The sequence below is a fragment of the Bradyrhizobium zhengyangense genome, from assembly GCF_022012555.1.
GTDB lineage: Bacteria > Pseudomonadota > Alphaproteobacteria > Rhizobiales > Xanthobacteraceae > Bradyrhizobium > Bradyrhizobium zhengyangense.
In genome coordinates, this window is record NZ_JAKLTZ010000005.1 from 579,144 (window position 1) to 593,972 (window position 14,829).

Consider the following 14,829-nt stretch of genomic DNA (forward strand, 5'->3'; position numbering starts at 1 on the left):
TCGCTCAGGCGAACTGGCTGAGGCCCGGCGTCCCCGCGATGATCTTGCCCATCTGATCCGCTCCGATTTTGTCTCGGCCGAAGCGAAAAAGTTCACGGGCAATGGTCTGGATGTCGGACATGCCAAGCCCGAGGCCCATCAGGCGCGTGCCGACGGCCATCAGGCCGCCGCCCATCAGCCGCGACAGTCCGCCGCCGCTCCTGGACGCCTCGATCGCCCCTTCTGCACCGGGGATCTGGTCGATCAGGGCCTGCACGCTGTCGGAAGGACCTTCACTGCGGAGGAATCCCAGAATAATGCCGACGGTCTTTTCAGCGACAGCACTATCTATGCTGGCGTTCGTCGCCAGCTGTCCGATCAGCTCGTCCATATGGGCCTGCCCCTCAGCCGGTTCACATGCCGGATTATTTTCGAAGAGTGATCTTGAGCCCCCGCGATGTGAAATACAAGCGATGAACGCGTGCGACGTTCCGATTCATTCTCGAAGACACGAATAGTGTTGCAGCGATGCAAGAGCGGAGACGAAATTCATGAAAAATCACCGCGGTTCGAATGCGCGCATCCGACTTTTGGCGCATGCCGGGCGCGAGTTCTCCGACGATGTCGCATGTCGACGGCGCCCTGAAAGGTTTCAATCGGCTTGTGACATGCGTTAAACTACGGAACTGGCTGGCTCGAATTTTCAATGCGCGAAACCAACAATAGAGAGTGTGATGACGGTGCAGGACAACAAGCTCGGCGATACCGACGACAAGATTTTTGTCGGCAAGGGAGACGAGCTGGCCTGGCTGACACTGGCGCTCGCCAATCGCCACGGCCTCGTCACCGGCGCCACCGGGACCGGCAAGACGGTGACGCTGCAAGTGATGGCGGAAGGATTTGCGCGGGCCGGCGTTCCGGTGTTCGCAGCCGACATCAAGGGCGACCTCTCCGGTATCTCCGAGGTCGGGGAAGCCAAAGACTTCATTGTCAAGCGCGCCAGCGAGATGGGACTGAATTTCCAGCCCGACCAGTTCTCGACGGTGTTCTGGGACGTGTTCGGCGAGCAGGGCCATCCGGTGCGGGCCACCATCACCGAGATGGGGCCGCTGCTGCTCGCGCGCATGCTCGATCTCAACGACGTGCAGGAGGGCGTGCTCAACGTCGCGTTCCGCGTCGCCGACGACAATGGCCTTGCTCTTATCGACATGAAGGATCTGCGGGCGTTGCTCGATGCGATCGTGCCCGACAGCGGCAAGAAGGGGCCGGACGCGGAAGAGGATCCGCTCGCGCCGATCCGGAAAGCGGCGCAAGGGTTCGGCAACGTCACCAAGGCGACCGTCGGCACCATCCAGCGCCAGCTCTTGGTGCTGGAGAACCAGGGCGGCACCAAGTTCTTCGGCGAGCCGGCGCTGACCTTGAAGGACTTCATGAAGACCGATCGCGACGGTCGCGGCATGGTCAACATCCTCGTTGCGGACAAGTTGATGCAGAGCCCACGGCTTTACGCGACATTCCTGCTGTGGATGCTGTCAGAGCTGTTTGAGGAGCTGCCCGAGGCCGGCGATCTGCCCAAGCCCAAGCTGGTGTTCTTCTTCGACGAAGCGCATCTGTTGTTCAACGATGCGCCGAAGGCGCTGATGGACAAGATCGAGCAGGTGGTTCGCCTGACCCGCTCCAAGGGCGTCGGTGTTTATTTCGTCACCCAGAATCCGATCGATGTGCCGGACCGCGTGCTCGGGCAGATGGGCAACCGGGTGCAGCATGCGCTGCGCGCCTTCACCCCGCGCGACCAGAAGGCGGTCGCCGCTGCCGCCCAGACCTTCAGGCCCAACCCGAAACTCGACACCGCCAAGGTCATCATGGAGCTCGGCAAGGGCGAAGCGCTGGTGTCGTTCCTTGAAGGCAACGGCACGCCGGCGATGGTCGAGCGGGTGATGATCCGGCCGCCATCGGCTCGCATCGGGCCGATCACACCGGAAGAGCGCAAGGCGATCATGGATGCAAGTCCGGTCAAGGGCAAATACGACACCGCTGTTGATGCCGAGTCGGCGTATGAGATCATCCAGAAGCGGATCGCAGGCACTGCGGCGCCGGCCGATGGTCAGGCGGGTGGCGGTGGCGGCCTCCTCGGCCAGATCGGCTCGATCGTCGGCACCGTCTTCGGCACCAATACCGGGCGTAATCGCCTGACGACCGGTCAGCGCATTGCGCGCGACGTCACGCGCACGGTCACCGACAAGGTGGTCGGCGGCGTCGTGGCTGATCTCGGCAAGTCGGTCGGCGGCCAGCTCGGCGGTTCGGTCGGCCGGGCGCTGGTGCGCGGCGCGCTCGGCGGACTGCTCCGACGCTAGGCAGGCAAGGACATTTTTGAAGCGGCTTTCTGCGACCCCCGCAGCTCACCTCGCGCCTGCGGGGCGAGGGAGAGACTTGCGGCTTGTGTCTGGGTAGACATATATCGACACTCTCCCGGCCGCAGATTGAAGGCATTGTGACCACAGCCCATTCGCCCAACAAACCCGGTGCGCTCCGAGCTCTTTCGCTGCGTGCGCCGCTGGACCTGCTCTTCTTGCTCTGCTGCCTGATCCTGACCGCCGATGTCCTCGGGCCGGAGATCTTCGGTCACGGCAAGACCAAGGACTATTCCCTGTGGTACTGGGCCGGGCAGCAGGTGCTGCATGGCGGCTCGCTCTATCCGAGCGACGTCCACGAATATTTCGAGTTCATCTATCCACCGCTGTCGGCGATTCTGCTCGCGATCCCGAGCTGGTTCGGCAAGATCCCGCTCTATATCGTGCTGTCGGTGCTGAACGCCGTGGCGTGGTGGTACACGGGGATGCTTTCCAACGCCATGACCGGATCGGATCGCAAGCCCGGTCCGTGGCTCGAAGCGCTGCCGGCGCTCGTCACCGTGACCTTCGTGTTCGACATGTTCGATCTCGGGCAGCCGAACCTCGTTCTGCTGGCGATGATGCTCTACGGCTTCTGGAGCCTCCAGCATCGGCGGTCCTGGTTGGCGGGCTTCATGTTCGCGCTCGCCACCGCCATCAAGATGTATCCGATCGCGGTGCTGCCTTATCTGGTCTGGCGTCGGCAATGGGCGGCGGTCGTCGGCATGCTCGCCTTCATCGGCATCCTGCTCTACGTCGTGCCGGCACCGATCCGCGGCTTCGAGCGCAACGCGGCCGAGCTCAAGACCTGGTACCAAGGCATGGTCGGCTCGAGCTCGGAAAAGGGTTTTGGCCAGCGCGACGAGCAGAACTGGTCGTGGGTCAACCAGTCCATCATTGCCGTGACGCACCGCCTGGTTCGGCCGATCAACTTCAATCTGGAGGATCCCAGCAAGCCGGCGCATACGATGAATGTCATCGACGTGGACTACAGGACGGCGAACTGGATCGTGCTCGCGGTATCGGTGTTGCTCGGGCTCGGCTTTATCGCACTCATGCCGTCAGAACGGCAACGAACGGCGCGATCGGATGCCGAGGAGCTTGGTATCCTGTTCTGTCTGATGACGGTGGCCTCGCCGCTGGCGCGACAATATTACTTCATGTGGCTGTTCCTGCCGCTGACGGTGCTGATGCATCGGGCCGCCTTCGACATCAGGCCGAAGGTGCGGCTGGGAACCTGGCTTGCGCTCGGCGCGGCCGGCATCCTCATGCTGCTGTCGCTGCCGCCGTTTCCCAACGCCATCCAGGCCTGGGGCAACAACCTCGTCGCCACGGCGATCCTCGCCCTTGCGCTTGCCTGGCACATCCGCCATCCGCCTGATGCGGCTAGCTCCGACGCCGCGGCAGGGCTAAAATCACAGCCATCCTGAGACTCCAAAAGCGGAACATCCGACCATGGCCAATGCGCAGCTTCAATCCGTGCTCGATCACATCGACAAGGACTTCGACAACAGCCTCGAGCGCCTGTTCTCGCTGCTGCGGATCAAGTCGATTTCCGCCGATCCGGCCTATGCCGGAGATTGCAAGGCGGCAGCCGAGCATCTGGCCAAGGACATTGCGAGCCTCGGCGTCGCCACCGAGGTAAGGCCGACCGCCGGCCATCCCGCGGTCGTCGGCAAGGTCAAGGCGGGCGGGCGGCCGCATGTGATCTTCTACGGCCATTACGATGTGCAGCCGGTCGATCCGCTCGAGCTCTGGCACCGTCCGCCATTCGAGCCCGCAGTCACGGATCACGCCGACGGCCGCAAGATCATCGTCGCGCGCGGCGCCGAGGACGACAAGGGCCAGGTGATGACGTTCGTCGAGGCCTGCCGCGCCTGGAAGAAAGTGACGGGCTCGCTGCCGATCGACATCACCTTCCTGATCGAAGGCGAGGAGGAGGTCGGCTCCAAGAACTTCGTGCCGTTCGTCGAGGCCAACAAGGACGAGTTCAAAGCCGATTACGTCCTGGTCTGCGACACCGGCATGTGGGACCCGAGCACGCCGGCGATCACCACGGCGCTGCGCGGCCTGCTCTACGAAGAGGTGAAGATCACCGCGGCCAGTCGCGATCTGCATTCCGGTGTGTTCGGCGGCACCGCCATGAACCCGATCCGGGTGCTCACCAAGATCCTTGGCGGGCTGTTCGACGACGACAACCACATCACCATTCCCGGCTTCTATGATGGCGTGAAGGATACGCCGCCGGAGATCCTGGAGCAGTGGAAGAAGCTCAACTTCACGCCGGAGACGTTTCTCAAGCCGATCGGCCTGTCGATTCCCGCTGGCGAGAAGGGGCGGCTGATGGTCGAGCAGGCGTCCACGCGTCCGACCTGCGACGTCAACGGCATCTGGGGCGGCTATATCGGCGAGGGCTCCAAGACGGTGATCCCGTCGCATGCCTCGGCCAAGGTCTCGTTCCGCCTCGTCCAGGGGCAGGACCCGCAAAAGATCCGCAAGGCCTTCCGCGATTACGTGACCGCCCGGATTCCTGGCGACTGCAAGGTCGAGTTCGGCGACCATTCCGCCGCGCCCGCCGTGGCGCTCGACTGGAACATGAAGCCGCTTGCTGCGGCCAAACGAGCGTTGACCGAGGAATGGGGCAAGGAGACCGTGCTGATGGGCTCCGGCGCCTCGATCCCGATCGTCGCCGATTTCAAACGTGCGCTTGGGCTCGACTCGCTGCTGGTCGGATTCGGCCTCGACGACGACAACATCCATTCGCCGAACGAGAAGTACGATCTGCGCAGCTTCCAGAAGGGCATCCGCTCCTGGGCAAGAATCCTCGCGGCGCTCGCGGAAGTGAAGTAAAGGCGCAAAACACTCTCCTCGTCATTGCGAGCGTGGCGAAGCAATCCAGAATCCCTCTGGGGATCGGTCTGGATTGCTTCGTCGCGAGGGCTCCTCGCAATGACGGTGTGCCCAAAACAAAAACGCCGCCCGGGATTGGACGGCGTTTCATTCCAGAACGTGCAGAGGTCGTTCGACGAAAACACTACCTCACATTCATGAAAATCTCAAGACCGGTAGCCCGGCAGCTCGCGGTCGAGCTTGCGCAGCAGCGGTGGCCATACGAGGGTGTTAGAGCGCAGCTCGGCATTGTCGCGGTTGGCGAGCAGCTCGGTGTTCTTCTCGATCGCGATCGGCTCGACCGGATAGACCGGCGTGCCCAGCGCGCGGGTGCGCACCTGCATCGAGCAGGCGCGCTCGAGATGGTACATGCGCTCGAAGGCGGAGGCGACCGAACGGCCAACGGTGAGCGTGCCGTGGTTGCGCAGGAGCATGTGGTTGTGGTTGCCGAGATCCTTCTGCAGCCGTGGCCGCTCGTCGTGATCGAGCGCGATGCCTTCATAGTCGTGATAGGCGAGGTCGTGGGTGACCAGCTGCGCGGTCTGGTTCAGCGGCAAGAGCCCTTCGGCGCTGCTCGATACCGCAGTGCCGTCCAGAGTGTGGAGATGCAGCACGCAGATCGCGTCCTCGCGCACCTCGTGGATCGCCGAATGGATGGTGAAGCCGGCCGGGTTGATGCTGTACTCGCTCTCGGAGAGCTGATTGCCGTGCAGATCGACCTTGACCAGGCTCGAGGCCGTGATCTCGTCGAACATGAGCCCATAGGGGTTGATCAGGAAGTGATGGTCGGGGCCAGGCACGCGCGCCGAGATGTGGGTGTCGACCAGATCGTCCCATCCATAGAGCGCGACGAGGCGATAGCAGGCGGCGAGATTGACCCGTTGCTGCCACTCGGCCTCCGTCATGTTCGACGGCACTTCCTTCAGGCGGGCTTCCGCTGGCGACATGGCAAATCTCTCCGAACTTCGTTGTTGCGGAGGGGGAGCGTAGTCTCGGGTGAAGCCGGCAGCAAGGCGGGCAAAGCGCGGCAGTTCAGCGTAGCCCGCATGGAGCGGGCTGCGGTGGAGGCGAATTTTACGGTGCCGGGATCGACAGCAGGCTGGAAATGCTGCGGCCGCGGATGTCGTAGACGCGGGCGAACACCACGTCGTCGCGCTTGATCTCAACCATCACAGGCGCGGTGAGGCCCTTGCAGTAGAATTCGCCGAGCGTCATGGCGAAATCGGCCGCATTCGAATCCCAGCCGATGGTGAAATCGGGGCCGAGCGCGACCTGGGCCGGTCGCTGCGGACCGCACACCGCGACCTTCCATTTGCGATTGCGCGGCGGAACTTCCTGACGCTCGACCAGCTGTTCGCGCAATTCGTCGGAGGCCTGCTTCAGCGCGAGGCCCCAATAGTCCAGCATGAACCGGTCGTCGGCGGCGCGCACGGTGCCGGCGATGTGGTTGAAATGGGTGTATTGATAGGGATGCAGCCGGATCATCTCGGCCAGCGGCAGCGCGAGACCGAAGCAGAACAGTGCGAGCACGGCCGGTTGCCAGGCGCGATGGTTGGCGCGCAGGCGCTCGATGGTCCAGGCGAAGGCGACGCCGCCGAGCACTGCCATCGGCGGGATCACGAACACGAAATGGCGGATGCCGTTGTAAAGCGCCGGACGCTTCACCATCGCGATCGCGAGCGGCAGGGTCGCTGCCAGCGTCAGCATCAAAAGGATGGTCTTGCGGCGTGCTGGAACCGCGCGGCGCGGCAACATGGCGATGGTGCCGATGATGGCGCCGGTCATAAACACCAGCATCACTTCGGGAAGCTGTAGCGCAAACAGCGTCGGCAGATACGACCAGGGCATGTCGGGCACGGACACGATCGCGCCGTCGAACATCTCCTTCCAGGGCTTCTCGAAGAAGTGCGAGAAATAGGTCAAAGCCTCGAAGGGATTGCCGGGCTCCATGATCGACCACGGCCAGATCAGGCCCATCACGAGATAGCCGAGCACAAGGCCGGGCAGCAGCACGTAGACGACATGGGCGAACCGCCTGGCGGCCTCGCGGACGCCCTCGCCGCGCAGTTCCTCCAGGAACAGCGGGACGAAGCCGATCATCGCATAGACCAGCGCGAGCCCGCCGAGAATGCGCGAGCCGATCGAGAGACCGGCTCCCAAGCCGACGATCAGGATCGTGCGCGGCGAGGGCTTTGGATATTCCTCGGCGAGCCTGACGAGGCCGAGCATCAGGATGATCATCGCCACCGCGAAGGGCGCATCCTTCGGGTTCATGAACATGTGGCCGTAGAAGATCGGGCAGAGCGCGAGCAGCAGCAGCGCGGCGAGGCCCGCAAGAGGTCCGCCGATGCGGCGGCCCAGTCGCCATGTCACCGCAAGACCGATCACGCCGACGATCGCGCCGACCAGGCGTCGCGTCTCGAACAGCTCGAGCGGGAGAATCTTGTGCAGCAGGGCTGCGACCATGTCGAAGCCGCCGCCATACATGTAGAGATTGGCGAAGGAGAGGGCGGAGGTGTCCCTGAAGCCGGAGCCGTACATGCGCAGCAGCAGGTCGGCATATTCGGCGTGGGTGTAGTCGTCCCAGCCGAGCCCGTAGTCGCGGAAGGTCAGGCCTGCGATGACGGCGACGGCAGCCAGCACCAGCATGGCAAGGTCGTCGCAAGTCCGTTCAACCGAGCGCCCCTGAGGCGTGTCGATCGCCGAAGTCGTGATGGATGTCATGGCTATTGGTGACCCGGAATCCCCTCGTGGCCCTGCTGGTGCGCGCGGGCCTGCTCCCCGGAATCCCTATAGCGCAGTTCCATAACCAAGTAATTGGGCATTATGGCTAAATTCCTGATGCGACGCAGCAATTTCCGATACGCTTGGCAGCCCATGAGAGCTAGCGGACCATTGCTGAAGGGAATGTGAATAAGTCCCTGATATCCTTCCCTTTAGGAACAGTGGCGCCAATTGGTCGTTGGCGTGGAACGCAGTATGACGGTATCGTGGCGTAGCGGGTGTCGCGCATGGATGCGCGGCCGGGGGTGTGTTCGATGAGTGTGGCTTTGTTGATCGCTGGGATTTTCGCCGTTCTGGCGGGCCTCCTTGCGGTCGCTTTTGGCTATTCCATCAGGGATTTCAGCCTCGGCAGCACGCTCATAACGAGCGGAACGATCGGCGTCTGCTCCGGTATGTTACTGATAGGACTCTACGTCGTGCTGCTCGAGCTGCAGGCCATCGCCCGCCGCCTGGCCGGGACAGCCGCGGCCTCGGAGGTTCGCGTCAGGCCGGTGCTGCCGCCGGGCCTTGCCTCGCCCAATGGGCTCGGTGCGCCTGCGCCGGAGCCCGCTCCAGCCATGCGCGCGGAGCCGCCACCGCCCGCCGCGCCACCATGGCAGGCTGAAGCGCCCGCGCGCCCGCGTGCTGAGGCGCCGGCCGAGCCGGAAGCCCCTCCGCTGCCTCCGCCGCCCGCCGTGCCGGAACCACCGCGCAAGCGGAACCTGATGTTCGCCTCGAGCTCGCGCAAGGAGCGTGAGCGTGCCGAGGCGAAAGCTGCCGAGCCGCCGCAGGCTCCCGCAGAACCCGCCGCGCCGGAAGCGCCGCATGCGAGCTTCGACGATGCCTGGCCGAAGCCGGACCGCGCGCGGCCGCCTGAGCCACCGGCGGCGCGTCGTCCACCGCCGCCACCGCCACCGCGCCCGTCATCGACCTTCGAGCCTGCTGCGCCTCCGCCCATCGCACCTCAGCCAGCGCCCGAGTCGCCGCCGGCCGAACAGCCGCAGGTGACGGTGCTCAAATCCGGCGTCGTCGACGGCATGGCCTATTCGCTCTATTCCGACGGCTCGATCGAGGCGCAGATGCCTGAAGGCATGATGCGCTTTGCCTCGATCGACGAGCTGCGCGCCCATCTCGACCAGCGCGGAGGCTGAAGACCTGTCGCGTTCAAGTAAAGTCTCGCCGCTATTGTCGCGAGATCAGTAATCGGTTCATGTTCGCCAGTCGTCGTATTTCGGCCAAACGTATTGTTGACAGAGAATACTTCACCGCCGCCAATGCAGCGCGACGGAGCCGGATTGGAGAGAGGGCGCGCCCATGTCGGATGCCGCGGGCAAGAATTTCATCGAGCTGACGGCGAACATCGTCTCGGCCTATCTCAGCAATAACCCGACGCCGGCCGGCGAGATTCCGAACCTGATCAGCCAGGTGCACGGGGCGTTGACGCGGGTGTCGTCGGGCCGCGTCGAGGCGCCGCACGAGCCGGCAAAGCCAGCGGTGTCACTGAAGAAGTCGATCGCGCCCGATTATCTGGTGTGTCTGGAAGACGGCAAGCGCTTCAAATCGCTGAAGCGCCATCTGCGAACCCAGTACAACATGACGCCCGAGCAATATCGCGAGAAATGGGGCCTGCCGGCCGACTATCCCATGGTCGCGCCGAACTACGCGGTGGCCCGTTCGCAGCTGGCTAAGAAGATGGGCTTGGGTCAGCAGCAGCGGAAGAAGGGGAAGTAGAGCCGCGCTCAAGATCTCGTAGGGTGGGCAAAGCGAAGCGTGCCCACGTTCTGAGTGCGATCAATGAGAGATTCGTGGGCACGGCGCTTCGCGCCTTTGCCCACCCTGCGGAAGTGTCCTCACGACGCTTCCGCCAACGCCTCTCTCGCATCCGTCTTGATCCGCTCCACCATCGAGCGCAGGCCGTTGGAGCGCTGCGGCGTCAGATGGTCGCGGAAGCCGAACTCGTTGAACACGGAAATCGCATCCGTATCGAGAATCTGCTGCGGCGTACGGCCCGAATAGAGCGCGAGCACGATCGCAACCAGCCCGCGCACGATATGCGCATCGCTGTCGCCGCGATATCTCAGGATCGGCGCGCCATTGCCGCGATCGACCAGCTTTTGAAGCCAGACCTGGCTGACGCAGCCGTTCACCTTGTTCGCGGCGGAGTGCTCTGCCTCGGGCATCGGTTCCAGGGTGCGGCCGAGCTCGATGACGTACCGATAGCGGTCATCCCAATCGTCCAGAAGCTCGAAATTCTCGCGGATGTCGTCAATCGAAGTCATTGCTGGCCTGTGGTTCCCGTTCAGGCCAATATAGGCACGCGAAGCGTCGAAATCGATAGGATTTGGGCCCTAATTCGCCGTCGCCTCGGGGCCGCGCCATTCCAGCGCGAGATCGTCCTGGGTCAGCGTGTCGTGCGGCGCGTCGCTCGCCGTGGCATCGCCTTCGCCGGCCACCGTGATCGAGCCGGTATGGTCGGGCGTCTTCTTGTCGGTCTTCTCGTTCTTCTCGTTGGTGATCTGCTCCTTCTTGTCGTTGATGATCTGGTAGATCTTTTTCGCGCCGTCCTGCGCCCGCTGGCCGATGATGGTTGCGGCCTGACCGCCGACCTCGCAGGCCGCCGGCTGGCGCTTGCAGAACTGGCTCATGTCGGAGACGGCCGCGGTCGCAGCCTGCACCGCGTCGGCAGCGCCGATGTTCGGCAGCTTGTCCGATTCGGGCGTCTTGTCCCGCGGCAGGAGCACCAGCACCAGCCCGAGCCAGAATGTGATGCGGAGCAGAAAGCGCATCTTATCGACCTGTAGTTAGATCTGGCCCGCGGCGATCTCCGCGCGGCGCCAGCGACCTAGCAACTCTCGATAAATCGCAAGTGATTGCCTTGAGCTTAATTCGCAGAAAATTTACGCGAAAATCTTGGCAAGACGCGGTCTCGTAAATTTTCGATTGATGCCGGCCTACGTGGTAGTCCGGCCCGGCGCATCCACCAATTCGAAACCATGAGCGGGACGGCGAAACCCTGTGTTCACCATCTGTGATGATGACATCGCCAAATCGCCTAAAAACCTCTGCGATGACATGCTGTTCGGGGGCCGGCCGATCCGCCTTAGCACTCGTTTAAGGTCGCTCTGACACGGTGGCTCAACGACAAGGAGGCGTTCCGGCGCGTCTTTTGACGAATGAGCCGAAGCGCGAGACCCGTGACAGTTTTGAGTATCATCCGCGATTGTCTCGATGCACTGCTGCATCCCTCCGCGCGTTACGATGCGCTGACGCGTGCGCGGCATCGGGCCTTCATGGCGCCGCGGCTTCTCGGAAGCCTGGCCGCCTTTGCCGCATTTCCCGTTTATCTGGTCCTGCGTGGCGTGCCGAGCGCGATCGAGGTCGCGGCCTTCGCCTGGCTGATCGCGCCGATCCTGTTGTCCTGGTTCCTGTCGCGCACCGGGCGCTATGAAGGCGCGCATGTGCTGTCGTCGCTGGCGCTCGCCGGCCTGATCATGGCGATCGCGGCCACGACCGGTGGTATCGAATCATTCGCCGCGATCTGGTTGGTCGTGGTTCCCTTGGAGGCCGCACTGTCGGCCTCGCGCCGGGTCGCGGCCTTTGCTTCTCTGCTCGCGTTGTCATGCGCGGGCTTGTTGATCCTGCTCAGCCAACTTGGCTGGCTGCCGGCTGGCGAATTCAGCGGAACCGGGCGCGGCATGATGATGGCGTTCGGCGTCGCTTCCGCAACGCTCTATGCCGCGGGCCTTGCTTTCGGCGCCGAGTCGCTTGCACGCACCAGCGTCGCGCTGCTGTCGCGCGAGGAGGAGCGCTATCGCCTCCTGGCGCGCAACATGAGCGACGTGATCTCGCGGCATCAGCGCAACGGCGCGGTGCAGTTCATCTCGCCGGCGGCGGAAGCCATGCTCGGCATGCCGGTCGCGCAATTGCTCGGCCACGGCCTGTTCGATCGCGTCCATGTCGCCGATCGTCCGGCCTATCTCACCGCACTGTCAGACGCCGCGCGCGGCGAGGTCCGCAGCGTCGAATTCCGGCTGCGGCGCGACCTTATCGGTTCCGAGCGCGGCCAGATCGACTTCATCTGGGTCGAGATGCGCTGCCGGCCGCTCGACCAGGACCAGCGCCACCAGAATCATTACAGTGACGTCACCGCCGATCTCGAAGTCGTCGCGGTGATGCGCGACGTCACCGATCGCAAGCTGTCGGAGCAGGCGCTCGACCAGGCCCGCAGCGCGGCGGAAGCGGCCGACGCCGCCAAGACGCGCTTCCTCGCCACCATGAGCCATGAGCTGCGCACGCCGCTCAACGCCATCATCGGCTTCTCCGAGATGATCGCGCAGGAGCAGACCCTGATGCTGGCCGCCTCCCAGCGCAAGGAATATGCCGAGCTGATCAACGCCTCCGGCCAGCATCTGCTGTCCGTGGTCAACGGCATCCTCGACATGTCGAAGATGGAATCGGGCAATTTCGAGATTGCATCGGAACCATTCGCGCCGCGCGCCGCGCTGATGCATTGCTGCAATCTGCTGGCGCTGAAGGCGCGCGAGAATGGCATCGACCTCATCACCGACGCGCCGCAGGATCTGCCCGTGATGACGGGCGATCCCCGCGCCTTCAAGCAGATCGTGCTCAATCTCGTCGCCAACGCCGTCAAGTTCACCGAGCGCGGCGGCCAGGTCACGGTGTCAGCGTCGGCATCGGCTTCGCAGTTGACCCTGCGCATCAGCGACACCGGGGTCGGTATCGGGCCCGACGATCTCAAGCGCATCGGCGCGCCGTTCTTCCAGTGTGGCAAGACCTATGAGCGCCGGCACGAAGGAACTGGCCTTGGTCTTTCGATCGTGAAGAGCCTCGTGGCGTTGCATCTCGGCGAATTGACGGTACAAAGCAAGCTCGGTGAGGGCACCGCCGTCACGGTCAAGCTGCCGCTCGTCTACACGCCGCCGCAAGCAAAGCCGGCGGTGAGCAAGATCGCGACGTTGACGCCGGTGCTGCGTCATGACGTTCAGGACCAACCTGCTCTGGTGAAGAAAAGTGCCTAGAAAGTCTGCCAACGACGAAGTTGCTCCGCGCCGCCGTGGCGCCAAGGCCAAGGCTGCGGTCATCGATGTCGAGACCGAGCGCAACCTCGTGATGCGCATGCTCTTGCATAGCCCCAAGGACACGCTGGCCGGCCTCGTCGCTGCTGCGGCCATCAGCGCCATCGTGGCGAACGCGCTGTTCCTGCAGACCGGCCGGCATCCGGCGCCGATGTTCGGCACCGTGATCAATCTTCCGGCGCCGTCGCCCGCCTCGCTGTCCAGCCCCATGCCGCGCCCGCGCCCCGTCGGCGCCGATACCTCGCCGCTCGAGCCGAAGGCGACCGAGTTTCGCGTCGAGCCCAAACCGGCCGAGAAGCCCGCCGAGAAGGCGCCGGAGAAGCCCACTGAAACGACCGCCTCGACGCCGCGCTCGGGCGATCCCATGACCAATCTGGTGATCAAGGCCACGGCACCCACGCCGGCACCGTCTGCGGTCGCCGTCGCGCGGCCGCCGGCGCCGATCCCGCAGCAGAGCCCGGCGGCGCGCCGCCTCGCCGGGGTGCAGCGCGCACTGTCCGAATACGGCTACGGCAATTTGAAGATCACGGGCACGATGAGCGGCGAGACCCAGTCGGCGATCCAGACGTTCGAGCGCCAGCACAAGTTGCCCGTCACCGGCCAGGTGACGGATCGCCTGCTGCGCGAGCTCGCCGCCGCGATCGGTCATCCCGTCGAATAGTCGAACCTCCGCTGTCATTGACGCCAATCAATCTGCGGACCGTACGTCGGCGTGACAGGCCGCAATCGCGCAGGGCGATTTGCGTGGGATCAATGACGGCGGGAAGCCTCGAAGAACATGATCGTCCATCTCATCAAGGCAGAGAGGTCGTCATGTTCAAGGTCTCGATTCTCGTCTGGATCATGCTCGGCACGGTGCTGGCGGGCGTCAGCCTCATCGTGGTGCTGATGGTGCCGAGCTTTGCCGCCGACGCCACCAGGAACATCCCGTACGCAGTCGCCGTGGGGTTTGCGCTCGCAATGCCACTGTCATACCTCGTTGCGCGCCAGATCGGTGGCGGGCGAGGCGTCGGCAAGGCATGACAATTCCGAGCTGACACTGGCGGTGCACGTCGCGCTGGCTTATCGTCCGACTCATGCGGTTGAAATCCAACATATGGGTCGCGGCCTATTTGCGCCGGTGCCAGACCGAGGGCGTGTTCGGCGCGGTGCGCCATCGCGGCGCCGAAGAGGCGGGCGCGGTGTTCGTCAAAGTGTCGCTGCTCGACGGCAACGCCCTGCTCTACGTGCCGGCCCCACAGACCTCTTATGACGACGATCGCCCGGTCGATCGCTTTTTCGTGCCCGCCGCGCCGCAGCCGATGCCGGAGCCAGCCGTCGAGGAGCGCCTGACCAAGGAGCTTCGTTTCGATCCGGATGCCTGGATCGTCGAGACCGAAGACCGCGCGGGGCGGCATTTCCTGGAACTGGCGAAGACCTAGCAGGGTGTTGAAGAACTCAGCCGCGTTCGCAAACGAAGGCTGAATCGTCGCCATTGTGGATGTAGAAGTGGCCGACGAGCCTGCCCGCAGTGCCGATGGTAGCCCATCCGCGACCGCAGGACGGGTCATCTTCGTCGTGCCCTTGCCATGAGAACTCGGCGCAGGCCGATCCGTCGCGGGTGCCGTACCGGACGTCGAGAAAGCCCTTCAGCGCACCGAAGGCGATTTCACCGTCGGACTTGCCTTCGAAGGTGAGATGCGCCTCTTCGACGAGGTCGAGGAAGCGCTGTC

General features: G+C 64.0%; 15 protein-coding genes. 9 read left to right on the top strand and 6 right to left on the bottom strand.

Annotated elements, in window-relative coordinates; genetic code table 11:
* Nucleotides 1–4: 4 nt before the first annotated feature.
* Nucleotides 5–370, bottom strand: coding sequence for a DUF2267 domain-containing protein (locus L6639_RS22765; protein WP_237863858.1), 366 nt, complete (start codon nucleotides 368–370; stop codon nucleotides 5–7).
* A gap of 343 nt (nucleotides 371–713) precedes the next feature.
* Here L6639_RS22765 and L6639_RS22770 point away from each other — a divergent pair, with 343 nt between their 5' ends.
* The 3 genes from L6639_RS22770 to L6639_RS22780 all read left to right on the top strand — a co-directional run bounded on the left by L6639_RS22770 (nucleotide 714) and on the right by L6639_RS22780 (nucleotide 5,219).
* Nucleotides 714–2,333 carry a helicase HerA-like domain-containing protein gene (locus L6639_RS22770; protein ID WP_237863859.1) on the top strand — a complete coding sequence of 540 codons (1,620 nt, stop codon included), beginning with the start codon at nucleotides 714–716 and terminating at the stop codon, nucleotides 2,331–2,333.
* Between the two features lie 137 nt (nucleotides 2,334–2,470).
* A complete protein-coding gene (locus L6639_RS22775; RefSeq protein ID WP_237863860.1) occupies nucleotides 2,471–3,799 on the top strand; it encodes a glycosyltransferase family 87 protein in 1,329 nt (442 codons plus the stop codon).
* 25 nt (nucleotides 3,800–3,824) lie between these two features.
* Nucleotides 3,825–5,219: a M20/M25/M40 family metallo-hydrolase gene (locus L6639_RS22780; protein ID WP_237863861.1), complete on the top strand. Its 1,395-nt coding sequence runs from the start codon at nucleotides 3,825–3,827 to the stop codon at nucleotides 5,217–5,219.
* Between the two features lie 206 nt (nucleotides 5,220–5,425).
* Here the strand turns inward: L6639_RS22780 and L6639_RS22785 are convergent, their stop codons facing one another.
* The gene (locus L6639_RS22785; protein ID WP_237863862.1) at nucleotides 5,426–6,205 is read right to left on the bottom strand and encodes a class II aldolase/adducin family protein; all 780 of its coding nucleotides are present in this window, start codon (nucleotides 6,203–6,205) and stop codon (nucleotides 5,426–5,428) included.
* A gap of 127 nt (nucleotides 6,206–6,332) precedes the next feature.
* Nucleotides 6,333–7,982: a glycosyltransferase family 39 protein gene (locus tag L6639_RS22790; protein ID WP_237863863.1), complete on the bottom strand. Its 1,650-nt coding sequence runs from the start codon at nucleotides 7,980–7,982 to the stop codon at nucleotides 6,333–6,335.
* Nucleotides 7,983–8,296: 314 nt separating this feature from the next.
* Between L6639_RS22790 and L6639_RS22795 the strand changes: the two genes are divergently transcribed.
* Nucleotides 8,297–9,172, top strand: coding sequence for a DUF308 domain-containing protein (locus tag L6639_RS22795; protein WP_237863864.1), 876 nt, complete (start codon nucleotides 8,297–8,299; stop codon nucleotides 9,170–9,172).
* 163 nt (nucleotides 9,173–9,335) lie between these two features.
* Nucleotides 9,336–9,752, top strand: coding sequence for a Ros/MucR family transcriptional regulator (locus L6639_RS22800; protein WP_237863865.1), 417 nt, complete (start codon nucleotides 9,336–9,338; stop codon nucleotides 9,750–9,752).
* A 119-nt stretch (nucleotides 9,753–9,871) separates the two neighbouring features.
* Here L6639_RS22800 and L6639_RS22805 read toward each other — a convergent pair whose 3' ends face one another.
* Together L6639_RS22805 and L6639_RS22810 are read right to left on the bottom strand one after the other, a co-directional pair.
* Nucleotides 9,872–10,300 (bottom strand): SufE family protein, encoded by a 429-nt coding sequence (locus L6639_RS22805; RefSeq protein WP_237863866.1) that lies wholly within the window; start codon nucleotides 10,298–10,300, stop codon nucleotides 9,872–9,874.
* A gap of 69 nt (nucleotides 10,301–10,369) precedes the next feature.
* Nucleotides 10,370–10,807, bottom strand: a complete 438-nt coding sequence (locus tag L6639_RS22810) for a DUF5330 domain-containing protein (RefSeq protein WP_237863867.1) — start codon at nucleotides 10,805–10,807, stop codon at nucleotides 10,370–10,372.
* A 387-nt stretch (nucleotides 10,808–11,194) separates the two neighbouring features.
* Here L6639_RS22810 and L6639_RS22815 point away from each other — a divergent pair, with 387 nt between their 5' ends.
* From L6639_RS22815 to L6639_RS22830, 4 genes are all read left to right on the top strand, one after another.
* Entirely contained in the window at nucleotides 11,195–13,060 is a 1,866-nt protein-coding gene (locus L6639_RS22815; protein ID WP_237863868.1) for a PAS domain-containing sensor histidine kinase, read from the top strand.
* Nucleotides 13,053–13,778 (top strand): peptidoglycan-binding domain-containing protein, encoded by a 726-nt coding sequence (locus tag L6639_RS22820; RefSeq protein ID WP_237863869.1) that lies wholly within the window; start codon nucleotides 13,053–13,055, stop codon nucleotides 13,776–13,778. Before L6639_RS22815 ends, L6639_RS22820 begins: the two co-directional genes overlap by 8 nt.
* Nucleotides 13,779–13,930: 152 nt before the next feature.
* On the top strand, nucleotides 13,931–14,140 hold the full coding sequence (locus L6639_RS22825) for a hypothetical protein (protein ID WP_237863870.1): 210 nt from the start codon (nucleotides 13,931–13,933) through the stop codon (nucleotides 14,138–14,140).
* A 53-nt stretch (nucleotides 14,141–14,193) separates the two neighbouring features.
* Nucleotides 14,194–14,538: a DUF1491 family protein gene (locus tag L6639_RS22830; RefSeq protein ID WP_237863871.1), complete on the top strand. Its 345-nt coding sequence runs from the start codon at nucleotides 14,194–14,196 to the stop codon at nucleotides 14,536–14,538.
* Nucleotides 14,539–14,554: 16 nt separating this feature from the next.
* Here the strand turns inward: L6639_RS22830 and L6639_RS22835 are convergent.
* Nucleotides 14,555–14,829 (bottom strand): hypothetical protein (locus L6639_RS22835; RefSeq protein ID WP_237863872.1); only part of this gene is annotated, 275 nt, incomplete at its 5' end.